Origin of the sequence: Klebsiella sp. CN_Kp100 (assembly GCF_040065315.1) — a bacterium.
GTDB classification, from domain to species: Bacteria; Pseudomonadota; Gammaproteobacteria; order Enterobacterales; family Enterobacteriaceae; genus Klebsiella; species Klebsiella oxytoca.
In genome coordinates, this window is the sequence record NZ_JBEAIJ010000008.1 from 52,321 (window position 1) to 76,626 (window position 24,306).

General features: G+C 57.2%; 21 protein-coding genes. 8 read left to right on the forward strand and 13 right to left on the reverse strand.

Going from position 1 to position 24,306, the window contains the following annotated elements:
- Nucleotides 1–531: 531 nt before the first annotated feature.
- Nucleotides 532–3,309, forward strand: coding sequence for a flavocytochrome c (locus ABLV12_RS07785; protein WP_348866960.1), 2,778 nt, complete (start codon nucleotides 532–534; stop codon nucleotides 3,307–3,309).
- Between the two features lie 65 nt (nucleotides 3,310–3,374).
- The gene (locus tag ABLV12_RS07790) at nucleotides 3,375–4,325 is read left to right on the forward strand and encodes an FAD:protein FMN transferase (RefSeq protein ID WP_004102540.1); all 951 of its coding nucleotides are present in this window, start codon (nucleotides 3,375–3,377) and stop codon (nucleotides 4,323–4,325) included.
- Here the strand turns inward: ABLV12_RS07790 and dcuR are convergent.
- Nucleotides 4,306–5,025, reverse strand: coding sequence for a two-component system response regulator DcuR (gene dcuR, locus ABLV12_RS07795; protein ID WP_016807965.1), 720 nt, complete (start codon nucleotides 5,023–5,025; stop codon nucleotides 4,306–4,308). The genes ABLV12_RS07790 and dcuR overlap by 20 nt on opposite strands.
- Nucleotides 5,022–6,641: a sensor histidine kinase gene (locus ABLV12_RS07800; protein ID WP_004102535.1), complete on the reverse strand. Its 1,620-nt coding sequence runs from the start codon at nucleotides 6,639–6,641 to the stop codon at nucleotides 5,022–5,024. The genes dcuR and ABLV12_RS07800 overlap by 4 nt, the downstream gene beginning before the upstream one ends.
- A 377-nt stretch (nucleotides 6,642–7,018) precedes the next feature.
- On the opposite strand from ABLV12_RS07800, the gene ABLV12_RS07805 reads away from it, so the two are divergent.
- The 3 genes from ABLV12_RS07805 (at nucleotide 7,019) to ABLV12_RS07815 (ending at nucleotide 11,019) form a co-directional block, all read left to right on the forward strand.
- Entirely contained in the window at nucleotides 7,019–7,924 is a 906-nt protein-coding gene (locus ABLV12_RS07805) for an N-acetylmuramic acid 6-phosphate etherase (RefSeq protein ID WP_004113377.1), read from the forward strand.
- A 299-nt stretch (nucleotides 7,925–8,223) separates the two neighbouring features.
- Complete coding sequence (mqo, locus tag ABLV12_RS07810; RefSeq protein ID WP_016807963.1) at nucleotides 8,224–9,879, forward strand: malate dehydrogenase (quinone); 1,656 nt, start codon at nucleotides 8,224–8,226, stop codon at nucleotides 9,877–9,879.
- Between the two features lie 213 nt (nucleotides 9,880–10,092).
- Nucleotides 10,093–11,019 (forward strand): LysR substrate-binding domain-containing protein, encoded by a 927-nt coding sequence (locus ABLV12_RS07815; RefSeq protein ID WP_004102531.1) that lies wholly within the window; start codon nucleotides 10,093–10,095, stop codon nucleotides 11,017–11,019.
- On the opposite strand, the gene mdcH is transcribed toward ABLV12_RS07815, so the two are convergent.
- The 10 genes from mdcH to ABLV12_RS07865 all read right to left on the reverse strand — a co-directional run bounded on the left by mdcH (nucleotide 11,009) and on the right by ABLV12_RS07865 (nucleotide 20,049).
- Nucleotides 11,009–11,911 (reverse strand): malonate decarboxylase subunit epsilon, encoded by a 903-nt coding sequence (mdcH, locus tag ABLV12_RS07820; RefSeq protein ID WP_049127481.1) that lies wholly within the window; start codon nucleotides 11,909–11,911, stop codon nucleotides 11,009–11,011. The genes ABLV12_RS07815 and mdcH overlap by 11 nt on opposite strands.
- Nucleotides 11,908–12,528 carry a malonate decarboxylase holo-ACP synthase gene (locus ABLV12_RS07825; RefSeq protein ID WP_023321089.1) on the reverse strand — a complete coding sequence of 207 codons (621 nt, stop codon included), beginning with the start codon at nucleotides 12,526–12,528 and terminating at the stop codon, nucleotides 11,908–11,910. The genes mdcH and ABLV12_RS07825 overlap by 4 nt, the downstream gene beginning before the upstream one ends.
- 2 nt (nucleotides 12,529–12,530) lie before the next feature.
- Complete coding sequence (locus tag ABLV12_RS07830) at nucleotides 12,531–13,490, reverse strand: AEC family transporter (protein ID WP_004113372.1); 960 nt, start codon at nucleotides 13,488–13,490, stop codon at nucleotides 12,531–12,533.
- 128 nt (nucleotides 13,491–13,618) lie between these two features.
- Nucleotides 13,619–14,419 carry a biotin-independent malonate decarboxylase subunit gamma gene (gene mdcE, locus ABLV12_RS07835; RefSeq protein WP_004102523.1) on the reverse strand — a complete coding sequence of 267 codons (801 nt, stop codon included), beginning with the start codon at nucleotides 14,417–14,419 and terminating at the stop codon, nucleotides 13,619–13,621.
- Complete coding sequence (locus ABLV12_RS07840; protein WP_017145772.1) at nucleotides 14,419–15,252, reverse strand: biotin-independent malonate decarboxylase subunit beta; 834 nt, start codon at nucleotides 15,250–15,252, stop codon at nucleotides 14,419–14,421. Before ABLV12_RS07840 ends, mdcE begins: the two co-directional genes overlap by 1 nt.
- Entirely contained in the window at nucleotides 15,245–15,544 is a 300-nt protein-coding gene (gene mdcC, locus ABLV12_RS07845; RefSeq protein ID WP_017145773.1) for a malonate decarboxylase acyl carrier protein, read from the reverse strand. Before mdcC ends, ABLV12_RS07840 begins: the two co-directional genes overlap by 8 nt.
- Nucleotides 15,545–15,561: 17 nt before the next feature.
- Nucleotides 15,562–16,404 carry a triphosphoribosyl-dephospho-CoA synthase gene (locus tag ABLV12_RS07850; protein ID WP_348866962.1) on the reverse strand — a complete coding sequence of 281 codons (843 nt, stop codon included), beginning with the start codon at nucleotides 16,402–16,404 and terminating at the stop codon, nucleotides 15,562–15,564.
- Nucleotides 16,404–18,059: a malonate decarboxylase subunit alpha gene (gene mdcA / locus ABLV12_RS07855; RefSeq protein WP_004113366.1), complete on the reverse strand. Its 1,656-nt coding sequence runs from the start codon at nucleotides 18,057–18,059 to the stop codon at nucleotides 16,404–16,406. The genes ABLV12_RS07850 and mdcA overlap by 1 nt, the downstream gene beginning before the upstream one ends.
- Nucleotides 18,060–18,519: 460 nt before the next feature.
- The gene (locus tag ABLV12_RS07860; RefSeq protein ID WP_004102517.1) at nucleotides 18,520–19,554 is read right to left on the reverse strand and encodes an AI-2E family transporter; all 1,035 of its coding nucleotides are present in this window, start codon (nucleotides 19,552–19,554) and stop codon (nucleotides 18,520–18,522) included.
- Nucleotides 19,555–19,725: 171 nt separating this feature from the next.
- On the reverse strand, nucleotides 19,726–20,049 hold the full coding sequence (locus ABLV12_RS07865) for a hypothetical protein (protein WP_004102516.1): 324 nt from the start codon (nucleotides 20,047–20,049) through the stop codon (nucleotides 19,726–19,728).
- A gap of 30 nt (nucleotides 20,050–20,079) precedes the next feature.
- On the opposite strand from ABLV12_RS07865, the gene mdtJ reads away from it, so the two are divergent.
- The 3 genes from mdtJ (at nucleotide 20,080) to ABLV12_RS07880 (ending at nucleotide 23,021) form a co-directional block, all read left to right on the forward strand.
- The gene (gene mdtJ / locus ABLV12_RS07870; RefSeq protein ID WP_004102515.1) at nucleotides 20,080–20,442 is read left to right on the forward strand and encodes a multidrug/spermidine efflux SMR transporter subunit MdtJ; all 363 of its coding nucleotides are present in this window, start codon (nucleotides 20,080–20,082) and stop codon (nucleotides 20,440–20,442) included.
- Nucleotides 20,429–20,758, forward strand: a complete 330-nt coding sequence (mdtI, locus tag ABLV12_RS07875) for a multidrug/spermidine efflux SMR transporter subunit MdtI (protein WP_004102507.1) — start codon at nucleotides 20,429–20,431, stop codon at nucleotides 20,756–20,758. Before mdtJ ends, mdtI begins: the two co-directional genes overlap by 14 nt.
- Before the next feature lie 106 nt (nucleotides 20,759–20,864).
- On the forward strand, nucleotides 20,865–23,021 hold the full coding sequence (locus tag ABLV12_RS07880; protein WP_348866963.1) for a bifunctional diguanylate cyclase/phosphodiesterase: 2,157 nt from the start codon (nucleotides 20,865–20,867) through the stop codon (nucleotides 23,019–23,021).
- Between the two features lie 4 nt (nucleotides 23,022–23,025).
- Here ABLV12_RS07880 and ABLV12_RS07885 read toward each other — a convergent pair whose 3' ends face one another.
- Complete coding sequence (locus ABLV12_RS07885; RefSeq protein WP_004102503.1) at nucleotides 23,026–23,838, reverse strand: serine protease; 813 nt, start codon at nucleotides 23,836–23,838, stop codon at nucleotides 23,026–23,028.
- Nucleotides 23,839–24,306 lie beyond the last annotated feature (468 nt).

The window sequence follows — 24,306 nt, forward strand, 5'->3', positions numbered from 1 at the left end:
TTCTGGTTATGCCGATGACCATTATTTAACGCTTTTTGTTGGGCGCTAAATTAAAAAGATTGGTTATTTATATATTGCGCTTTCATGCGGTATTGCAATTGATTGAGATCAAAAAAAGCGGGTTGTTGAGCAAATTTTTATTATCTCTAATAACCCTGTTTAGTGAAGTGTTTATTTGTATGAAATATAGATAGATGTTAAATATAAATTGAGCGCGATAAAGTAATTAAAATTTATCTTGTTGAAATATATGTGTATTTATTGGTTTCCTGGTGGGGGCTCATGTTAACAATGGTTTCCTGATTGTTATGATTAGTCCTGTTTTTGTGAATAATTTATTTTTAATTAATAATACAAAGGAGGTATTGGTGTTATTGCTGGTATTAAATAGTTTTTTAACTAACGTAATATCTTTGGTAACTAAAAAAAGCGCTATATTATGGGCATGACTTAAGGGATTACTAAATACAAGCAAAAACAATTCCGTCGCCTGATTCTCAATTTTTAATATTTATAATCTGGAGCGTCATTATGACCAGTTATCCACGAATTTTGCGTCCTTTTACTTTACCGAACGGTACCGAGCTTAAAAACCGCCTGTTAATGGCGCCGATGACAACCTGTACCGGTTATTTTGACGGAACCGTAACCAGCGAACTGGTGGAGTACTATCGCGCTCGCGCCGGCAGTATCGGCACCATCATTGTTGAATGCTGCTTTATCGATGATTACGGCCTGGCGTTCCCGGGCGCTATCGGCATCGATAACGATGAAAAAATAGCCGGACTGGCGAAAATCGCCGCCGCTATCAAAGCGGAAGGCTCAAAAGCGATTCTGCAGATTTACCACGGCGGCCGGATGGTCGATCCGCAGCTTATCGGCGGACGCCAGCCGGTCGCGCCCAGCGCCATTGCCGCGCCGCGCGATGGCGCTGCGACGCCGCGCGCGCTGAGCGGTGATGAAGTTGAAGGCATGATCGCGAAGTTTGGCGACGGCGTGCGCCGCGCCATTCTGGCCGGGTTCGACGGCGTAGAAATTCACGGCGCGAATACCTATCTGATCCAGCAATTTTATTCGCCAAACTCTAACCAGCGCGACGACGAGTGGGGCGGCAGCCGCGACAATCGAGCGAAATTCCCGCTGGCAGTGCTGGATATCACTCATAAAATGGCCCGCCAGTACGCCGACGATGCCTTTATCATCGGCTATCGTTTCTCCCCGGAAGAGATGGAAGTCCCGGGCATCCGTTTTGATGACACCCTGTATCTGCTGGAAAAGCTGGCCGCCCGCGGCGTGGATTATCTCCACTTCTCCGTTGGCGCAACGCTGCGCCCGTCGATTGTCGATACCACCGATCCCACGCCGCTAATTGAAAAATATTGCGCCATGCGCTCTGAAACCCTGGCTCAGGTGCCGGTGATGGGCGTGGGCGGGGTCGTTAACGCAGCCGATGCGGAGCAGGGGCTGGATCATGGCTATGATCTGATGGCGGTGGGACGTGCCTGCATTGCTTACCCTGACTGGGCGGCGCGCATTGCCGCCGGCGAAGAGCTGGAATTGTTTATTGACAGCACCCAGCGTGAAGCTCTGAACATCCCGGAACCGCTGTGGCGCTTCTCGCTGGTGGAGGCAATGATCCGCGATATGAGCATGGGCGACGCCAAATTCAAACCGGGGATGTTCGTCGAAACAGTTCAGGACGACGCCAACGAGCTGGTTATCAACGTCAGCCTTGAAAACGACCGCATCGCCGATATCGAGCTGGCGGCAAGCCCGGTGCAGACCGTCGAGTTCACCACCAGCTTTGAAGAGATCCGCGAACGTATTCTCAGTGCTAATACCCCGCACGTGGATGCGATTTCCGGCGCAACCAGCCAGAGCGAAGCGGTGAAAAAAGCGGTGTCCAAAGCGATGCTGAAGTCCAGTAAAGCGCTGGCCGCTGAAGAGGGCGCGGGCGATGCGGCGCCGAAAAGCTACGATGTGGTGGTGGTTGGCAGCGGCGGAGCCGGGCTGGCGGCGGCGATTCAGGCGCACGATGAAGGCGCGAGCGTGCTGATCGTTGAAAAAATGCCGACCATTGGCGGCAACACGATTAAAGCTTCAGCCGGGATGAACGCCGCAGAGACCCGCTTCCAGCGCGTGAAAGGTATTGAAGATAGCAAAGAGCTGTTTTACCAGGAAACGCTGAAAGGCGGTAAGAACAAAAACGACCCGCAGCTGCTGCGCCGCTTCGTGGAAAATGCGCCGGAAGCCATTGAGTGGCTGGCGCGTCGCGGCATTATGCTTAACGATATCACCACTACCGGCGGGATGAGCATCGACCGCACCCACCGTCCGCGCGACGGGTCGGCGGTCGGCGGCTACCTGATCAGCGGCCTGGTGCGTAATATCACTAAACGCGGGATCGATGTCCTGCTGGATACGTCGGTTGAAGAGATCCTGATGACCGACGATGAGGTGAGCGGCGTACGCCTGCTTAACGATGAAAAAGAAACCGTTGTGGTACAGACGAAGAGCATTGTCGTGGCTACCGGCGGCTTCAGCGCCAACAGCGCGATGGTGGTGAAATACCGCCCGGATCTGGCCGGCTTCGTGACCACCAACCATAGAGGGGCGACCGGCGGCGGTATCGCGCTGCTTGAACGCATCGGGGCCGGGACGGTGGATATGAGCGAAATCCAGATTCACCCGACCGTCGAGCAGCAAACCTCGTATCTGATTTCCGAGTCGATCCGCGGCGGCGGGGCGATTCTGGTGAACCAGCAGGGCAACCGCTTCTTCAACGAAATGGAGACCCGCGATAAGGTTTCCGCCGCGATTATCGCGCTGCCGGAGCACTTCGCTTATATCATCTTTGACGAGCACGTCCGGGCGAAAAACAAAGCCGCCGACGAGTACATTGCTAAAGGTTTCGTCACCAGCGCCAGCTCGCCGCGCCAGCTGGCGGAGAAACTGGGGATGGATTACCATGCCTTCCTCAATACGCTGGAACGCTATAATGGCTTTGTTGAAAAACAGCATGACGATGATTTTGGCCGCACTACCGCGCTGCGCGCGCCGATTAATGAAGGCCCGTACCATGCGATTCGCATCGCCCCGGGGGTTCACCACACGATGGGGGGCGTGACCATCAATACGGAAACCGCGGTATTGAACGCCGGTCAACAGCCGATTGCGGGCGCTTTTGCCGCAGGTGAAGTGGTTGGCGGCATCCACGGCGGTAACCGCATCGGCGGTAACGCAGTGGCCGATATCATTATCTTCGGTACCCTCGCGGGCCATCAGGCGGCGAAACGCGCCAGAGGTTAAGCGTCAGCGACACCTGCCGGGCTGGCAAATAGACGGCCCGGCTTCTTATCTCTCAGGAGTATGATATGTCCGACAACCGCGTCTACAGCTACTCCGCCGTGCTGATGGGTTCGCCCATTCTCCTCAAGCTCTATGTTCACGATGAACCGCTCGCTTCACGCGTTTTTCAGCTGATTAAGGGCTACGAAGATCTTTTCACCGTTAACCGCGCGCACTCCCAGGTGATGGATATCAACCAGGCCGCCGGGCGGCATCCGGTGACGGTAAGCCGTCCGGTCTACGCGCTGATCAAATGCGCCAAAGCCGCCAGCATGGTGCGCGACAGCGCGTTTAATCTGGCGATTGGCCCGCTGGTGAAGCTGTGGCGCATCGGCTTTCAGGGCCGCAGCGTGCCCGCGGCACCCGATATTGCCGCCCGACTGGCGCTAACGCGTCCGCAGGATGTGATCCTCGATGATGCCGCCAGCAGCGTCTACCTTGCGCGGACGGGGATGGAGATCGATCTTGGGGCCATTGCCAAAGGCTATATCGCCGATCGGGTGCGCGACTATTTGCAGCAGCAAGGCATAAACGCCGCGCTGATTAATCTCGGCGGCAACGTCCACACGCTCGGTGAGTGGTCTATCGGGCTGAAAAAGCCGTACTCAGCGGCGGATGCGCTGATCGGCAGCATTGCGGTGGCGGGGCAGTCGGTGGTGACCTCGGGCATTTACGAACGCTATTTCGAGCAGGATGGCAAACGCTGGCACCATATACTCGATCCGCGCAGCGGTTATCCGCTGGATAATGAGCTGGAAAGCGTAACCATTATTTCCGCCGACTCGCTGGACGGCGATATCTGGACGACCCTGATTTATGGCCTTGGCGTCGAGAAAGGCTGCGCGGCCCTGCGCCAGCGTGAGGATATCGAAGCGATTTTCGTTACCAAAAACCGCGACGTTATCCTCTCTTCACAGCGCCGGTTCCGCTTTCAGCTGCTGGATGACGGCTACCGGCTTAGTGACTGTACTGCTTAAGCAGATTGTATTGCTCGGCTATCAGGTGATAGCGATACACCGGACGTCCGGTGGCGCCATAATGAATGCTGGTATAGAGAATGTTAATTTGCGCCAGCCAAATCAGGTATTTACGGCACGAGACCCGAGATATGTTCACCGCCGCCGCCAGTTCGTCGGTGGAAAACTCCACGTCCGGGTGGGCATCAATCCACTGACAGAGGGTACGCAGCGTCTGGGGGGTTAAGCCTTTCGGCAATTTACGGGCATCCGCGGCATCCGGCACATTGCCGTGCAGCAGCCGGTCAACGTCCGCTTGTTCGTAATAGGGTTGACCGGTCATCAGCTTACGTTTTTCGCGCCAGGCGGTCAGCGCCTCTTCAAAACGCGGAAACTGGAAGGGTTTGATCAGATAGTCCACCACGCCGTAGCGCATAGAAGCCTGAACCGTCGCGGCGTCAGCGGCTGAGGTGATCATAATCACGTCGATGGCCCGTCCCGAGGCGCGGATAGCGGGCAGCAGATCCAGGCCGCTATCCTGCTGCATATAGACATCCAGCAGCACCAGGTCTATCTCCAGATCCTTGTCGTTAATCATCTCCCTGGCTTTACTCAACGTAGACGCAGTGCCGCTACAGCGGAAGCCGCTGACTCGTCCCACGTACAGGCGGTTCAGTTCAGCAACCATGGCATCATCGTCAACAATTAATACATTTATCACGCACTTTTCCTTTTACTGTCCCAGGGGAGGTGAACAAAAAATTGGGTAAACACACCGGGCTCGGATTCCACGGCCAGCGACCCGCCCAGTTCACGAAGCTGCTGGCTGGCGAGAAACAGCCCGACGCCGCGATTTTCGCCTTTGGTGGAGAAGCCTTTATTAAAAATATCCTCGATAAACTCTGCCGGGATGCCGGGGCCATCATCGCTGACTTCGCCGCTCAGCCAGCCGTTCTGATAATGCAGCAGCAGGCCGACTTCGCCTTCGGCCTGGCCGCTCATAGCATCCAGCGCGTTCTCGATTAAGTTGCCCAGCACCGTGACCAGCACGGTGACCTGTTTTTCATTCGGGCAGTCCGGCACCAGGCTCTCTTCGGCAAGGGTGAGGGTAAAACCTCGCTCCTTGGCGCGCTGTATTTTGCCGATCAAAAAGCCGGCCACCACTGGCGATTTGATCCGATGCTGGATTTCGCCGATATCCGCCTGATAGGTGTGGGCGGTCTGCAGCACGTACTCTTCCAGCTTATCGTAGCTTTTCATATTCAACAGGCCGAGAATTACGTGCAGCTTGTTCATAAACTCATGTGAGGTGGTGCGCAGGGCGTCGACATAGTTCACCATCCCGTCAAGCCGCTGCAGCAGCTGGCTGACTTCGGTCTTGTCGCGGAAGGTACTAATCGCGCCGACCACCTCATCCTGACTGCGGACCGGCACCGTATTACTGATCAGCAGCAGACCATTACAGCCGAGCTCCCGATCGTAGATCGGCTCGCCGGTATGTAAAACTTCCTGCAAATCAGCCAGCAGCGGCGTTTGCGCGATATCGCGTCCAGGGCCGCTAAACAGAACGTCGCGCGCGGCGGGGTTAATCAGCGTCACCTTGCCGTCGGCATCTACCGCCACCACCCCCTCTTTTAATGAATGCAGCATCGCCTGGCGTTGCTGGAACTGCGTTGAGATCTCCTGCGGCTCGAGGCCCAGCAGAACGCGCTTCAGGCCGCGAACCAGGCTCCAGGTACCGACGGCGCAAACCAGCGCGCTGAACAGTACGGTGAGGAGCACATCCCAGCGGCTGTCGGCGATCTGCGTATCGACTTTGCTCAGCGAAATACCAATCGCCACCACGCCGATTTGCCGGCGGCTATCGTCAAAGACCGGGGTGAATACCCGCAGCGCGGGGGCCAGCACGCCGTGATTGACGGCTACATTCTCTTTGCCCTTCAGCGTAGGCAGGATGTCATCGCCGATAAAGGGTTTGCCGATAATCTGGCCATCAGGATGCGAGTAGCGAATCCCGTCCATATCGGTCACGACGGCAAACAGCAGGCCATTGCGTTTGCTGACGGCCAGAGCCAGCGGCTGAATGATTCCGCGTTCAGGCGGCAGCGTCAGACCCCGCTTAACTTCCGGGGAGTCGGCCAGCGTCCGCGCCACCGCCAGCGCCGTATCCTTGACGCCATCGCGGGTTGCGCCGCTTATCTGCATAAACCACAGGGCGTAGACCAGAATCAATACGGAACCGATGACGCTGCCAATCATTAAGGTCACGGCGGTGCTCAGCTTCATACTCATCGGGCGTTTACGCGCGGGCGCTGCCTGCTGCGCTAATTCATTCATACCGACCCCAGGATAAAACGGTTAGATGCGTATTATCGCTGAATGCGTGGCTTTCATAAAGCCGTGTAATAAAAGCCAAATAACTCTGATACGCCAGCGTTGAAGATCGCGTTGGGGTTTATTCCGGATGTTTCCTGCGGGCGAAGCGTGCCGGATATTTACCTGGCTAAAAATCATTGTGCTCAACGGACCATTGCCTGAATAACGACCAGTCGATGGCTGAATGGCTTCAGGGGGGCAAAACTGTGACTCCCGTGGCGGTAAAGCGCGTCATGAAAGCTTTACACTGCAATTAATAGCCATGGTCAATGAAAGGGTTTGCCGCAGGCCAGCGCTTTCGCCCCCGAAGGTTCTTTCGGTTCTAAACGGAGGTTTTTATGAGCAGTAAGCCAACCGCTTCAATGATGGAACGACGCCACCCTGAAACTACCCATATAGAGAGTCTTGCCACCCTCGATATGCTGACGCTGCTGAATAAGGACGATCGGCAGATTGCCGAAGCGGTCGAAGCATGTTTGCCGGAGATCGCGCGTCTGATTGATAACGCCACGGCGACGCTGAGTCGGGGAGGGCGACTGGTGATTATCGGTGCCGGGGCGTCAGGTCGTGCCGCCGTGCAGACGGTAAGTGAGTTTACGCCGGAGGGGAAACATTCGCTGGTCGGACTTATCGCCGGCGGCCCTGCCGCTGCGCTGCAGGAGATGGAAACCGCAGCGAATGATTACGATCTTGGCGCCTTTGAACTACAGGCGTTACAGTTCAGCAACCAGGATATGCTGCTGGCGCTGACGGTAAGCGGCAAGACGCCGTGGGTCTGGGGGGCGATGCGCCATGCCTGGTCGCTGGGCGCGCCAATTGCGGTTCTGACGCAGCAGGCCAATAGCGAAGCCGCCCAGCTGGCGGATATTATTATCGCCCCGCAAACCGGGCCGGAAGCGGTGGCTGGCTTTGGCAATCCGAAGGCGCAAATTGCGCAGCGACAGATCCTCAATATGCTGACCACCGGGCTGGCTATTCGTAGCGGGCGAGTGTATGAAAACCTGCGCGTCGATCTGCAGGCCAGCACGCCGCGCTGGGCCGAGCGGCAGATTGCCATCGTAATGGCGGCGACGGCGTGCTCGCGCAGTGAGGCCAAAGCCGCGCTGGCCAGCTGCAATCAGCACTGCCGGACGGCAATCTTGATGCTTCTCAGCGGGCTGGATGCCTGGCAGGCGCGCGAGCTGCTGGCAGAGCATAACGACAGTCTGCGGATTGCGCTACGGGCAGCGCAGCCGGTGGCCTGAACTTAACCTGGCGGCGCGTATTTGCGCAATACGCGCCGATGAAGGCAATATCATTCCTCCGGTACGGCAATTTTATTCCTCACTAACCATCCGTTTACTCTGATTTAATTTTGCGGGTTGTAAATATACCATCCGATGCATATTTATTGCTTTGGGCAATATTTTACTTTTTTAAGTTAAAAAACCAGGTTAACAATAATTAGCTATGCGTGCGAATGTGTAAATGACATTTTAAAATAAAGTAAAAGTGCGTTAATATGCAGGCTCTTATTACACTTGTGCTATGTGATATTTCTATTATGCCTGCAATTAAAAATACGATTATATCTATGACCGCATTAGCGATGTTCGTCAGCTCGGCGACCTTCGCAAATGACGATACCTCGAAAAAAACCGATTTCCTGCTGATCGGCGGCGGCATCATGAGCGCGTCGCTGGGAACCTGGCTGCATGAGTTACAGCCGGACTGGAATCAGGTCATGGTTGAGAAGCTGGATGGCGTCGCCCTGGAGTCCTCTAACGGCTGGAACAATGCCGGTACCGGGCACTCCGCGAATATGGAGCTGAACTATACGCCGGAACGCCCGGATGGCACCATTGACGTCAGCAAAGCGCTGGATATTAACGAACAATTTATGATCTCCCGCCAGTTCTGGACGGCGCAGGTCAAGCGCGGCATTTTGCACGATCCGCACTCCTTTATTAACTCCACCCCGCATATGAGTTTTGTCTGGGGCGATAACGTGGATTATCTGCAAAAGCGCTATGCCGCGCTGCAGCAAACGACCTTATTCCAGGGGATGAAATTCTCCACCGATCACCAACAAATAAAACAGTGGGCGCCGCTGGTCATGGAAGGTCGCGATCCGCAGCAGCGCGTGGCGGCGACCTGGACACCGGTGGGTACCGACGTAAACTATGGGGAAATAACCCGTCAGCTGATCGGTAGTCTGAAGAAAAATAACAACTTCACCCTGCAAACGTCTTCTGAAGTGACCGCCTTTAAACGCAATGCTGATAATTCCTGGCACGTGACAATCAAAAACGTTAATAGCGGCGAAGAGCGGGCGATCGATGCGAAATACGTATTTATCGGCGCCGGCGGCGGTGCTCTGAAATTACTGCAAAAAACCGGTATTCCGGAGGCGGATAACTACGCCGGTTTCCCTGTGGGCGGCTCCTTCCTGATGACCGAAAACCCGGCAGTAACCAACGAGCATCGTCAAAAAGTTTACGGTCAGGCTTCGGTTGGCGCGCCGCCGATGTCGGTGCCGCACCTTGATGCCCGCTTCCTCGACGGCAAGCGCGTGGTGCTGTTTGGGCCGTTTGCGACCTTCTCAACTAAGTTCCTGAAAAACGGTTCCTTCCTCGACCTGCTGAGCACCACGACTACCAGTAACGTGCTGCCGATGACTCATGTCGGTCTGGATAACTTTGACCTGGTGAAATACCTCATCAGCCAGGTGATGCTCAGCGACGATGACCGCTTTGCCGCGCTGAAAGAGTACTATCCTGGCGCGCGCAGAGAGGACTGGAAGCTGATTCAGGCTGGCCAGCGCGTGCAGATCATCAAAAAAGATGCCGAGAAGGGCGGCGTACTGAAGTTGGGTACCGAAGTGGTGGTGGATGAACAGAAAACCATCTCCGCGCTGCTGGGCGCTTCGCCGGGGGCTTCCACCGCCGCGCCGATTGCCCTGAACGTGATCAAGCAGATGTTCCCGGCGCAGTTTAATTCCCCGGAATGGCAGAGCCGCATTCGCGATATCGTACCGAGCTATGGCCAGAAGCTGAACGGCAACGTCGCGCTGACCCAGCAGGTGTGGGATGATACCGCAGCGGCGCTACAGCTCACCAAACCGCCGGTGATTGAAATGAACGTCTCCGCTCCGGTAATGACCGCCAAACCGGCAGAGCCGAAGGCGGAAACATCGCCGCAGCACGATATGGCGCTGTAAGCCCACGTCGTTGACATTGCCCGGTGGCGGCTGACGCCTCACCGGGCCTACTGGCCTCTCTTCGCTGCCCCGGCGAAAACGCTAAATTGCTAAAATCTCTTCCCCCGGCGATATCCCCCTTCCGGCTAATCCTTCAATTGTGAATTGCGGTTATACTGTCTTGAAATCACAAGAGAAAATGCGAATGAAGACCGAAAAGCGGAGCCCGGGGCAATGAAAGACGATATTAATCAGGACATCACCTTCCGCAAGCTGTCGGTATTTATGATGTTTATGGCAAAGGGCAATATTGCCCGAACCGCAGAATCAATGCAGCTGAGCGGCGTCAGCGTCCACCGGGCGCTGCATACGCTGGAAGAGGGCGTTGGCTGCCCGCTGTTTATTCACAAAGGGCGCAACCTGCTGCCCCTCCCGGCGGCGTGGACGCTGCTGGAGTACTGCCAGGACGTGATCAGCCTGATGACCCGCGGACTGGAAGCCACGCGTAAAGTTGCGGGTGTCGGACAAGGGCGGCTGCGAATCGGCACGCTTTACTCTCTGACCCTTGAAACCGTACCGCGCATTATTATGGGCATGAAGCTGCGGCGGCCGGAACTGGAACTGGATCTCACCATGGGTTCCAATCAGATGCTGCTGGATATGCTGGAAGATGACGCGCTCGATGCGATCCTGATCGCCACCAACGAAGGTGAATTCAACAATTCAGCTTTTGATGTGGTCCCGCTGTTTGAGGATGATATCTTTCTTGCCGCCCCGGCGACGGAACAACTGGACACCTCAACGCCCGCCGAGCTGCGCGACTATGCGCGGCGTAAATTCGTTTCTCTGGCGGAAGGGTTTGCCACCTATGCCGGATTTCAGGACGCTTTTCAGGTGGCGGGATTTCAACCTGAAATCGTCACCCGGGTTAACGATATTTTTTCGATGATTAGCCTGGTGCAGGCGGGCGTGGGCTTTGCGCTACTGCCGGGACGAATGAAAAAGGTGTATGAAAATGACGTTCAGCTGTTGAAGCTGGCGGAGCCCTATCAGATGCGCCAGCTGATCTCCATTGTCTACTCACACCATCGCGAGCGCGACGCCGACCTGCTGGCGCTGGCGGCGGAAGGGCGGATGTACGCCCGCAGCCTTAGCCATTAAGCCGGTTTGCCAGGTGACGGGCGACGTCGATACCGCTGCGCTCCAGCGAAATGCTCTCTCCTCGCCAGCCCGCCTGGCGGGTGAGGCAGGTTAGCACCCCGCCGGGCGGCATCTCGATTGCCAGCCGCGCGTCCCGTTCATCAGCGGCGATCATCGCTTCCTGCCAGCGCACGGTTCGCGCCATATTCAGCGCCAGATCGTCGGCGATTTTTAATGGGTCCCATAAAACGCGCGCCGTGGAGCCGCTCAGATACGCATAGCACGGTCGTTGCAGCGTGACGTCAGCGAAGGCTTTTGCCAGCTTAGCCGCCGGTTCATTCAGCAGCGCGCAGTGGGAAGGGACGCTAACCGCCAGCCGCTGAGCTTTACTGGCGCCAGCCGCCAGCGCCAGCTGAGCCACGCGGGCCATCTCGTCGTCGCGTCCGGCAATGACAATCTGCGTTTCAGCGTTAAGGTTGGCAATATAGAGGTCGCTATCGGCAATCAGCTTTTCCACGCGGTTGAGCGTCAGGCCCATAATCGCGGTAAGCCCGTAGCCGTGGGGATAAGCCTGCTCCATTAAATCGCCGCGCAGCGCCACCAGCCGCAGGGCGTCGGTGAAATCCAGCGCGCCGGCAATGACCGCCGCCGGGAAAGCCCCTATCGACAGGCCGCTGACTATGTCCGGCTTCACACCTTGACGCTGTAGCTCCCGCGCCCAGGCTGCGCCTGCGATCAGCAAGCACAGCTGCACTGCACGGGTATGTTTTAACGCAGCGGCGGTATCTAAATGGTCTACTTCATCGCCGAGCACGGTACGCGCCTCGGCAAGGATGTTCTGGCGGTCGGGAAGGGCGGCGAGCATATCCGGCCGCTGGTTTCCCTGACCGGGAAAGGTAAAGAGAATTTTCATGCTTCCTCCCTGTTCCATGGCGTAGCGGTCAGGCGCGCGCCGCGGGACGTTTTCAGCAGGGCGCGGCCATCTCGCAGCCACTCGTTTAACGCGAATGCCCCTGCGGGCGTTTCGACCTGGGTATCCGCCCGGCAGGGCAGACGGGCGACGCGGGACTGCCAGGCGAGCAGCGCTTCGCGGTCGAGCGGCTGCGGCGCGCGGATCAGCAGATCGAGATCGCTGGCGGCGTGAAGCACGGGAATTTCGGTGGCCAGCGCATAGCCGGTACTGCCGGTAATGCCCCAGCGCCACGGCCAGTCGTGCAAGGTCAGTGATATCGCCGCCTGTACCGGCGGCTGAGAGACAAACGGCGAACGCAGAAGCAGCAGGCGATCGGCGAGCGTTTCCGGGGTAATGGTTCGGACGATATTCTCCCTCCGTACCCACCCCGCAGCGCGCTGTTCGCGCTTCATGCCCCGCACGCCTACCGGAATGCGGGCGCTGATGTCAACGTCGCGTCGTACCACCACCGGCAGGCTGGTGCGCCAGTGCTGAGCGACCCAATGTTCCTCGATCGCCTCCAGCGCGGCGGCACTATTCAACCAGACTAAATCGTGAGGACGCGGCGTTGATAGCATGGTTAGATCCCTGAAGTTAAAGTGATAAACAGCGGCAGCGACAGGATACACAGAACCGAGCTTAACAGCAGCACCGCTTCCGCATCCGGCGACTGTACGCCAAAGCGGTTGCCGAAGACCACGCCGAAGAAACCGGCCGCCAGCGCAATCATCAGAATGGCGGTAATGGCGATAGAACCGTGCAGCCCCAGCAGCATCACCAGACCCCAGGCGATAAACGGCTGAACCAGCAGTTTGACGAGAGTGGAAGTGGCAATCAGCGCATTGAGCTGCAGCTTACGCGCCGACAGAATGACACCGGTCAGGAACAGCGCCGCGGCGGTCGCCGCCAGGCCCAGCGGTTTAATAGAGGCCAGCAGCAGATCCGGCATTTTGAGACCGATCGCCGAAAGGACAACCCCCAGCAGAGGCCCCCAGACTATCGGTTTTTTCACTGAACGCCACATCAGTACCGGCAGCATCGCCAGCGTCGAACCGCTGTTCTCGCCGGCGGCAAGCGCTTTTTCACGCTCCAGAATCAGCAGACAGAACGGCGTCATCAGTACCGAGCCGCAAGCGATGGAAACGGCGACGGAGAGGGATGTTGATGCGCCTTCGCCGAGCACGCTGCCCAGAATCGGCAGACCAAGGGCGGCGTAGTTAGGCAGCGCTACGGTCAGGGTCAACACGGCGGCATCCTGCGGCGAGCGCTTGAATACGCGGGTAGCGAGGAAGTAGATGGCCGCATAGGTAATCCACATGGCCCCGGTCAGTACCAGTACCAGCGGCGATTGCGCGACGATACCGTTCCATGGGGTTTGCACCGTGGCGCTAAACAGCGTCGCGGGGAGGGCAAAATCCATCACGAAAATATTGAGTAAAGAGACGTTTTTGTTATCGACCATTTTGGCCTTGCCGGCCCAGAAGCCCAGCAGCATGATGACAAAAATCGGCGCGAGGGCATGAATAATCACATAAGTCATATATCACCTGTAAATGAAAAAGAGTACTGGCGCGATTGTTATAATTTCTAAAAGCGGTTCCTTCCCGGAGCGCTCGATGGCGCCCCGGGTGGCCGCTTCCGGCAGGTTTTCTTCTACTTAGGGACTGACTACCAGCTGGCGCGCATGCGATCGCGTACTAGTTGGGAACTACGGCGGTTCTCCGCGCCAAGGCGGCACTTCAGTGAGGCATCCCGGCGGGCGTCAGCGATGGCGTCGCGCAGGGTATCGGTGACCAGCGTCAGATCGCGGGCGTCCGGTGCGTCAGGATTACTGATATCCAGCAGAGCGGAGAGCAGGCCGAGCGTCGCGTAGTTGCTGACGTCATAGGCCATAGGCGGAATGGTTGCCGCCAGTTTCTCCAGCGCTTCAACGGTACGCAGGGTGATCCGCGCGGCCGACTCTTTACCCATCGCATGCACCAGTACCCCGGCGTCGTTAAACGCGATCAGTCGATTAGCCTGGTAGCCGTGGGCGAGAAACGCCCCGGACATCGCTTTGCCGACGATCAGGCCAATCACCGGATGCCCGGCAAGACGCGCCTTCGCGTATGCGCCTGCGGCGCCAGCCAGCGCCTGATGAATACCAAATGCTTCTTCGCGACGGCCATAGGCCTGGCTGGGGACATCGATAACCGCGATAATCGGGCGCTTCACCGTTTTATCGGCATCGGCGTCGAGGGTTTCGTTGACCACTTTTGCCAGCGTCCAGCCTTCGAGCAGGCCAACTTCACCCTGAGCGGCGCGTGGGTAATGGTTATTAGCATCCGGTACCACGGCGATAAAACGGGCGCTTTCACCGTTAAAATCGGCGTCGGCAACCTGCACCGATGGGCACAGACCGGTCATTAGCGGGGCATTCGGCGCCAGCTGATTTAGCCACAGCGCGGCGCGATTAGTGAACTGGCTCATTATTTCACCTCCCGGGCGAATAGCTGTTTGATCTGCGCGGTGTCCGCCTGCTGGCGGGTATCGAATCGGGTCAAACGGGTCAGGAAATCTTCATATGTGTCGCTGCGATGCTGCGCGGGCACGCCTTTGGCGATCGCCTCGTTCATCGCGCTTTTCACCGCGTTGATACCATCGCCTACCAGGGCATCGACCAGGCCGCTGGCGTAGCGAATTTCGCCGCCGGTCATGCTCCAGATAAACGGACGGTCGCGGGAGTCATACTCTTCAATCCCCGCTTCCTGCTCGATAACCTGCGGCCCGTTGAGGCCCAGACGCGCTTCACGGGTGACAATCAGGTAGCTACACAGCGCCGCGGCGATGGACATTCCGCCGAAGCAGCCGACGGTGCCGGCAACGATGCCGACCACCGGGGTATAGCGGCGCAGGTCGACTATTGCGGCATGAATATCGGCGATGGCAGCAAGGCCCAGGTTGGCTTCCTGCAGGCGCACGCCGCCGGTTTCCAGACACAGCACGGCCTGAGTGGGAATACCGTTGCGGTTATCTTCCGCCGCCAGCTCAAGGGCGGCGGCCATTTTCGCGCCGGAGACCTCACCCATGCTGCCGCCCTGGAAGGTACCTTCAATGGCAATCACCACCGCCGGCTGGCCATTGATGGTCCCTTTTGCAACAACCATACCGTCGTCGGATTGCGGGACGATGCCCTGCGCGCCGAGCCACGGCGACATGATGCCGTCGAAAGGATCCAGCAGTTCGCGATAGCTGCCGTCATCCAGCAGGGTGCGGGCGCGTTCACGAGCGCGGAGTTCAATAAAGCTGCGATCGTTACGCATGAGCCACCTCCTCAAAAACCTGTTCAATACGGATCCGCGCGACGCCGGGCGTGGCGCCGAAGTCGTGGATGATCAGCTGTCCGCCGGGCAGGCCGTTAATCAGGCTCAGCCGTTCGAATAGCGCGTTCCAGCGCGCCTGGCTGTTGTCCACGGAGGTGGTGATTTCTACGTTAAGCGTATCGCTCTGTCCGGCGGTATAGAGCACTTCCATATCGCCGGAGCCTACAACGCCTGCCAGCGCTTTGCCGCTGAAGGCGCGGTTGGCAGGGAATGACAATTTAATCTGTTCCATAACATCCTCTGAATGCGTTAAGCGGAAACCCGGTCGAGAAACAGGGTGGCGGCAAGAAGATCCGCCGCGCCACCCGGCGAGGCGTTCTGCGCCAGCATCTGCGCATCAAGACGCGCCAGCGCGGCGCGTCCCCTGGCTGTCGCACATCCTCCCGCTGCCAGCACCTCGCCAGCGCCTTGCCGCATCGCTTCAAGGCCCGCCATTCCGGCGCGGGAGAGCACGCAGGTATCGCTAAGCGAAGTCATAATCGCCATCAGCGCATCAAGCCGGGCCTGCTCTTCACTGGCTCCCTCGGCCCGGCTGCGCAATAGCTGCGGCAGGGCAAGGGTAGTGACGTGCGGAAAAGCGCGCTGCGCTTCTTCCCGCGCGCCCGGAACCTGCCAGCGGCGGCTGGCGCGCAGGCCTTTACTGAAAGTTTTCGGCGCGCAGGCATCCGGCAGACGGGCGAGGGCGGCGGCGGTTTCCGCAATCCTCTGTGCATGACCCTCTCCTCCCAGCATCGCCGTCGCGCTGACCAGCAGGCCCAGCGCCCAGATAGCGCCGCGATGGGTATTGACCCCGGCAGTCGCCTGCATCATCTGCGCTTCGCCTTCGCGGCCCAGCCGGCCAACGGTTTCACGCAGGGCAACGTCCGCCGGCCGCAGCCAGCTCTGCTGGGCTAGCGCATGAAACGTTGGCTGCAGGCTGCGGGCTGAACGCTCCATCAGCGCCAGGCTCAGATCCTGATGCGCGCCGTTGCCGCGGCTATCGACCAGGCCCGGTTTAGGGCTGAGTCGCGCCTCGTCAACGAGGCAGGCGCTGGCGGTATGGGCCAGCCAGCGGGCCCGGGTTTCAGCAAACTGGGAAGAGAGTTTTTTCATTACCAGCTCCGGAATTTTGCCGGTGGGTTGTACAGACCGTCGGACCACTCAACCAGATCGGCCACGCTACCGGCGGCAAGCAGGGAGCGGGTGGCATCGCTGCGGCGGATACCGATATCCTCCGGATACACGACTTTGCCGCTTTGGCGCAGTGCGGCCACGCGTTTGGCATCAACGCCGAGACCGATATCGGTGATCCCGGCCACGGCGGCTACCATAGCCCGGCGCTCTTCAAGGCTTTCCGCCCGATAGAGATAGGCGATGCCTTCTTCGGTCAGTACATGGGTAACGTCATCGCCGTAAATCATTACCGGTGCCAGCGGCATCCCGGAGGTTTTGGCGACTTCAACGGCGTCAAGTTTTTCCACGAAGGTCGGTTTCACGCCCGCCTGGAACGTTTCCACCATCTGTACCACCAGCTTTTTACCGCGCTGCATCGGGTCCGGTTCGGTAATCATGTTGAGCCATGCCGGCGTGGCGTGGCGGCGACCGTGCGGATCATGGCCCATATTCGGCGCGCCGCCGAAGCCGGAGAGGCGGCCGCGGGTCACCGTGGAGGAGTTAGCGTAGCCGTCAACCTGAAGGGTCGAACCGATAAACATATCTACCGCATACTGTCCCGCCAGCTGGCAGAAGGCGCGGTTGGAGCGCATGGAGCCGTCGGCGCCGGTAAAGAAGATATCCGGACGCGCGCGAATGTACTCTTCCATCCCCAGCTCGCCGCCGAAGCAGTGGACGCTCTCTACCCAGCCGCTTTCAATCGCCGGAATCAGCGTCGGGTGCGGATTCAGCGTCCAGTGTTTACAGATCTTACCCTTCAGACCGAGCTGTTCGCCGTAGGTTGGTAGCAGCAGTTCGATGGCGGCGGTGTTAAAGCCGATCCCGTGGTTCAGGGATTGCACCTGATGCTCGGCGTAGATGCCTTTAATCGCCATCATCGCCATCAGGATATGTTCCTGTTTAATCAGGCGCGGATCGCGGGTAAACAGCGGCTCGATAAAGAACGGTTTATCCGCGACGACTACGTAGTCAATCCACGAACCGGGGATATCCACGCGCGGCAGATCGCATTCGTCATCCACCAGTTCGTTAACCTGGGCAATAACGATGCCGTCATGAAACGCGGCGGCTTCTACCAGCGCCGGAGTGTCTTCGGTGCTCGGCCCGGTGTACAGGTTACCCTTGCGGTCGGCTTTATAACCGGCGATCAGCGCGACGTTCGGCGACAGGTCTACATAAAGACGGGAATAAAGCTCGATATAGGTGTGGATAGCGCCGATTTCCAGCAGGCCATCTTCCAGCAGCTGCGAAATACGCAGGCTCTGGGTACCGGAGAAGGAGAAATCGAGCTTGCGGGCGATACCTTTTTCGAAGAGGTCCAGGTGCTCGCTGCGCCCGACGCTCGGCATAATCATATGCAGGTCGTGAATTTTTTGCGGGTTAACTTCCGCCAGCATCCGCGAGAGGAAATCAGCCTGTTTCTGGTTGTTACCTTCCAGCACCACGCGGTCGCCGGGGGCCAGCAGCTGCTCAAGGACCGCAACCAGCTGGTCGGTGGGGATCACTTTGCCTGAGACCCTGGCCTCGGCCAGTCGCCGCTGTTTTTCCGTACGGCGACGGTTCCAGACGCGTCCCGTCGTTTGTTCGGCACTCATTATTAACCTCCTGATTCGACGAATCGTTTTGATTGTCCTGGTGTGGGAGTAAGTGTGCGTCGCGACGTGGCGGGCATCAATTAAGGCCGATGGAGAATCGTTAGCGTAAGAGTAATGATTGGTGGAGCAGAGATGTGATGGCGATCAATAATGATAGTGAATGATTGGTCTACGAGGAGGCGACGTAGAGATAAAAGTGAAGAGTGGGGGAATTTTCCGGTGGCGCAGCTTCTCCCCGGCTCGCACTGCGTTTAGCCGGGCTACAGGTTCACAGCCGTCTGCAGGCTGGTAGCCCGATAGATGCGCCAGCATCGCCTCCGGGAAGTTTTGCCACTCCGCAGTCAGTCCCCCCGGGGGCGGCGCAAAGCGCCTGCCCGGGCTACGGGTTCACAGCCGTCTGCGGGCCGGTAGCCCGGACAGATGCGCAGCATCGCCTCCGGGAAAAGCGCGTGCAATGTCGTTAGTTTTTACTCAAATCACTCAGCAGAAAGGCAATACTCTGCCCGGCCACCGTCTGTTCGAGGGCGATTTTGACAATGATCGTCAGCGGTACCGAAAGCAGCATCCCTACCGGACCCAGCAGCCAGCCCCAGAAAATCAACGACAGGAAGACCACCAGCGTCGATAACCCCAGCCCGCGGCCCATAATGCGTGGTTCAAGGATGTTGCCGAACACCAGGTTAATCACCAGATAGCCCGCCAGGACCACCAGCGCTTCGTACAGACCGCCGAAGACCAGCACCTGTAAAATCGGCGGGATCGCCGCGAGGACCGAGCCAATATTCGGAATATAGTTGAGAGCAAAAGCCAGCAGCCCCCACATAAAGGCAAAGCGAACGTCCAGCAGCACCAGCATTCCCCAGACTACCAGTCCGGTCACCAGGCTGATGGCGGTTTTTAATACAAGGTAGTGGGAGACGCTATCCAGCGCCCGTTGAATCGCGCCCATGCCTTCCACCGGCCGCGACATCAGCTGCTGCAGCTTTGCCGGAAGCTGCGGGACCTCCAGCAGCATAAACACCACCGTCAGCAGCAGCAGGAAGATAGAGGACATGGCGTTTGAAAGCTGGGTAAGCAGACTGGTCACCAGCGTCATCACCGCGTTGGGGTCAATGTACTTATTAAGCTCTACCACCGAGACGGTAAAGCCGAAGCGCTGCAGCCAGGGCGCGATAGTCTGCATCGGTTCATAAAGATAATTGCGGTACTGCGGCAGCGTGCGCGCCAGTTCGTTAAGCGAGGTGCCCAGCGAGGCCAGTAGCACCACGGCCAGCAGGACAATGACGCCGACCAGCAGCGAAATAGCCAGTACCCGCGGCACCCGACAGCGCACCATGAGCTGAACCAGCGGGTTAATCACTACCGCCAGAAAGATCGCCAGAATAAAAGGAACGATAATATCCGCCGCGAAGCGAATACCAGTCAGGATGATCACCATCATGCCAAGCATGATGACAATTTTTAAGCCGTTAAGCGTAATGATGGGTTTGGCCATACCGCTCCCTGCGAGAGAAAAAATGGGGTCTAATATGCGTTTATTGTAGACGCTGGCAAAGACAGCGTCTCAACGCGTCGCGTTGGTTAAAATGAAAAGCGCGACCCATGAATAAATAATTGACGAAACGCTATCATAATGGCGAACACCCCAGTAAAAAGCTAATCCAAATCAAATATCCGAGGTAAAGAACTGCAAAGACTTTGAGTTAAATGTGGCGTTATGGTACAAATCTGCGTGTGTATAACTACAGAGGACAATTTTCATCCGCAAATGATGAGAAGCAATACCGCGGATAATTGTAATTTTATGGACAATCAGTTCAGGATGTATATTTCTTATCACCCTGCAGTATCCCTCTTCAACTCCCGCTTCCTCGGCGAGCAGCACTGGCGCTCGGCGCTTTAGTTTTCTTCTCTCTGCCTGAGCTGGCGCGCTGCGCACGGCTAAATTAACGTCAGAATTTTTCCGGTTTACTTCGCAGTAAGCCGTCATGGATTATATTCTCAAGCAGGAGAAGGAATCATGTTTTATTGGATTTTATTAGCTTTAGCTATCGTTGCTGAAATTACCGGCACTTTGTCGATGAAATGGGCAAGCGTAAGCGGCGGGCATACTGGTTTTATTTTAATGCTGGTTATGATCGCGCTTTCCTATATTTTTCTCGCGTTCGCGGTGAAAAAAATCGCCCTCGGCGTAGCCTACGCCCTGTGGGAAGGGATTGGGATTTTACTGATCACCATTTTTAGCGTCCTGTTGTTTGATGAGACGCTGTCGATGATAAAAATCGCCGGGCTGGTCACCCTGGTCGCCGGGATTGTCTTGATCAAATCCGGGACGCAGAAAGCGGTAAAACCAGGCAAGGAGAAAGCGCATGCAACAGTTTGAGTGGGTCCACGCCGCCTGGCTGGCGCTGGCGATTGCGCTGGAAATTATCGCCAACGTTTTTCTTAAGTTTTCCGACGGCTTTCGCCGTAAATTCTATGGCGTGATGTCGCTGGCTGCGGTGCTTGGCGCCTTTAGCGCGCTCTCGCAGGCGGTCAAGGGGATTGACCTGTCGGTAGCCTATGCGCTGTGGGGCGGTTTCGGTATCGCGGCGACCATTGCCGCCGGCTGGGTGCTGTTTGGCCAGCGTTTGAACCATAAAGGCTGGATCGGGGTGATCCTGCTGGTGGCCGGCATGGTGTTAATTAAACTCGCCTGATATGATGCCGCCTGCGAATGCGGGCGGCAAAATCTGCTCTCTGTATTACGCTTAAAAAATGAGCCTGTTCGGGCAATTTAGCCACCGGCCGTGATGAGGGCAGAACATGATTCACTTGCCAGGTTGGCGCAATATTCCCTCCGCCAGAACGCTTTCCATCATGATCTTTTTCGCCGGGATCGGCCTCATCGTGTCTGTGGTTTTTCTGCTCTATCTTTCCCAGCATCTGATTGGCCAGAAAGCGAACGAAATTGATAAGCATCGCTCCGTTTTATCGGTTAATGGCGCGGTGCAGACGTCGGTTAACCGCGTGCTGTCGCTGGTTCTGGATAATTCCGTCTGGGATGATGCCGTGAGTCAGACCTATGCCGGAAGGCTCGATCCGCAGTGGCTCTATAATTCCTGGGGTTCTGGTTTCAAGATTAACAATCTCTATGACGGTACTTTCGTACTCGATCAGCACTACCGCGTACTGTGGGGATCGTTTCGCAGCCAGCCCTTCCCCGGGCAGGATACGCAGTTTCTCGGCAGCGGCTTCCACGCGCTTATTTCGCAGCATGCCGCCGCGCTGCGCAGCGGTAAAAGCGCCTGGGCAGGCATTACCCGCACCCGCGCCGGTATTGCTTTTATCGGCATCGGCCTGATCCGTCCGACGGTCGGACGCCTGCAGGTGTTTGATGATACCCGCCGCTATCTGGTGATTACCCGCCATATCAACCCGCAAATGCTTGAACGTCTAGGCGATACGTTCCAGATTCGCAATCTGCACGTCACCCAGACCGGCGGCGAATACAGCATTCCGCTACGTACCCAGGCCGGGGAAACCGTGGGCTACCTGAGTTGGCAGCCCGGCCTGCCCGGCGCCGAAGCGTCGCGGGCGGCATCGAACAGCATTCGGCTGATTGCAGCGGTGGCGGCAGGGCTGATCCTGCTGTTTATTCTGTTCAGCTGCCTCGGGCTGTACAAACTGGCGCGTGGCGAAAGCGTGGCGCGTCATACCGCCATGACCGACTGGCTGAGCCGCCTGCCTAACCGGCGGGCGCTGATCGAACGGCTTAATCAGGTTTGTGAAAATTCGCGCTATCAGACGCAAAGCGTGGTGTTTATCGATCTCGACGGCTTTAAGGACGTTAATGATAACTACGGTCACGACGTCGGCGATGCGCTGATCCTGCATATAGCGAAGGCGCTGCGGGAGCGGGTTCCCCCGGAAGGGATGCTGGCGCGGATGGGGGGCGACGAGTTCGCAATGACGATTAGCGGCGCAGAGGCGGCCAATCAGGCTTCGGCCTTTGCCCGCGCGGTGCTGGAACTGTTAAACGCACCGATTATCCTGAGCGGACGCAAAATCTATATCAGCGCCAGTATCGGTATTGCCAGCGGCGTGCCGGCAAGCTGCTCCAGCACGGAGCTTTTTCGTCGCGCCGATATTGCCATGTACCACTCTAAAAAGACTGGCAAAGGGCGTACCACCTGGTATGACGAAGCGCTCAGCGACGCGCGGCAGTATCAGCTCAATATCGAGAATGGCATTCGTCAGGGACTGGAGAACGAAGAGTTCGATGTCTGGTATCAGCCGATCGTCAACGCTGATACGCTGGTGATGGAAGGTGTGGAAGCGCTGCTGCGCTGGCCGCGACGCCCGCAGGGGGCGCTGCCGCCGGATGCGTTTATCGGTTTCGCCGAAAGCAGCGGCCTGATATACGCCCTCGGTCAATTTGTCCTGCATCGCGCCTGCAGCGATCTGCAGCCGTTAGGCGATCTGCTTCTGTCGGTAAATATCTCCCCGGCGCAGTTCCGCGACCCGGAGTTCGAGTCGCGGGTGGTCCAGGTGCTGGGACGCTGCCATTTTCCGGCCCGTCGCCTTCAGCTTGAGGTTACCGAGAGCTATGTTCTGGAGAATCCCGACCGCGCGAGAACGGCGATTAAAAATTTAAAATCGCTGGGTATCGCGGTAGCGCTCGACGATTTTGGTACCGGCTACTCCAGCATCGGCTACTTACGCAGCTTCAGCTTCGACAGCCTCAAGATCGATAAATCGCTGGCCGGATTGGTGGATGTTGATACCCAGGCCGCAGAGCTGGTGCGCGGTACCGTGAGAATTGCCGGGGCGCTGGACATCACTGTGGTGGCGGAAGGCGTAGAGAATCAAAAACAGCTGGCGCTGCTGCGGCGGGCGGGATGCGACAGATTGCAGGGCTACTATTTTAGCGAACCGATGCCCGTCACGTCGTTACTGCAGCTGCGCCAGCAGCAGGGCTGACCGCTTACTGGGCGGCCAGCGCTTCCAGCTTATCGCGAAAACCGGTCACCGAGATGGCGCGGTTATCCGCTCGCCAGCGATCTTTTGGTCCAGGCGCCGAGCTTTGAACCGCAATCACCTGCCAGCCATCATCAGTTTTCAGCAGCAGCGGCGAGCCGCTATCGCCCGGCAGCGTATCGCACTGATGGGAGAGCACCGATGCCTGCGCCCAGCCGGTGACTACGCAATCCTGATGGGTGTAGAGATTATCCAGATGATCTTCCGGATAGCCAGACTGAGTCACTTTCCGTTCGGCGGTTTTTAGCGCGGCGGTCAGATCGGCTTTGCTGCCGCTAAAAATCGGCACCGGCGTAATGCCGGAAGGGGCGTAGCGCAGCACGATAAGGCCAAAATCCCACGGCGCCGCGGCGCTGGGAACTATCCAGCCATCGCCGTCTGCCTTAAGCCGTTTGCCCAGTGACGGATCTACCCGACCTTCGATACCGTGAATTTCGTACACCCAGCCGCCTTTACGCGAGATAAAACGCAGCGCGACGGGTTTGTCTGGCTTACCTTTAGGTGGCGTAAGCAGACAGTGCCCGGCGGTGAGCGCCAGATTGGGGGAAATCAGCGTGGCGGTACAGAGATTACCGCTGGCGGTTTCCAGCTGCCCGATAGCATCCCAGGGATCGTCTGTGGGATTGCTGACGGGTTTACGGTCGTCATGACCAAAAAACAGCGTCTTAATATCTTTCGCACTCATGCCATCATCATCGGCCTGCACCAGCGCAGGGAAAAGACAGATCGAACACAGTAATAACAGTACGTCTCTACGCATATCACTCTCTGGGGAGATAATTATGTCTATTGAAAGTAGCAGCAGATTTAAGTTTATGAAAGTTAAGAACAATTTTAATTAAGCCAGACGGCGGGCTAATCCAGCCAAAAACGCGCCTTCATGATGGATCAATGGTGTTATTTCAAGATGTTAACGCTGTTTGGCCGCGGCGCTATTTCCGCAGAAAAGGGCGGCGGAAGCAACATAAATCGTGTATCCGAACGTACATCAGATGAGGGAACATAACCTGATTTCCGCTTCAGCTTATTCTTAAGTCCATTCAGAAAAAAAAGCCGCTATTGGGTAAAATATGCAATTTCTTCACAGGAAAAACGCACTTCTTTACCTGTTTCTTACTTACTTTCAAAGCGAAACATTTTCTCACCGTAAACGTTGTTATTGCTACCCGCTTGTTGAGCAAACAGAGATGTTATCCCGGCGATGATATCTGCAATGTCTAACACCCGA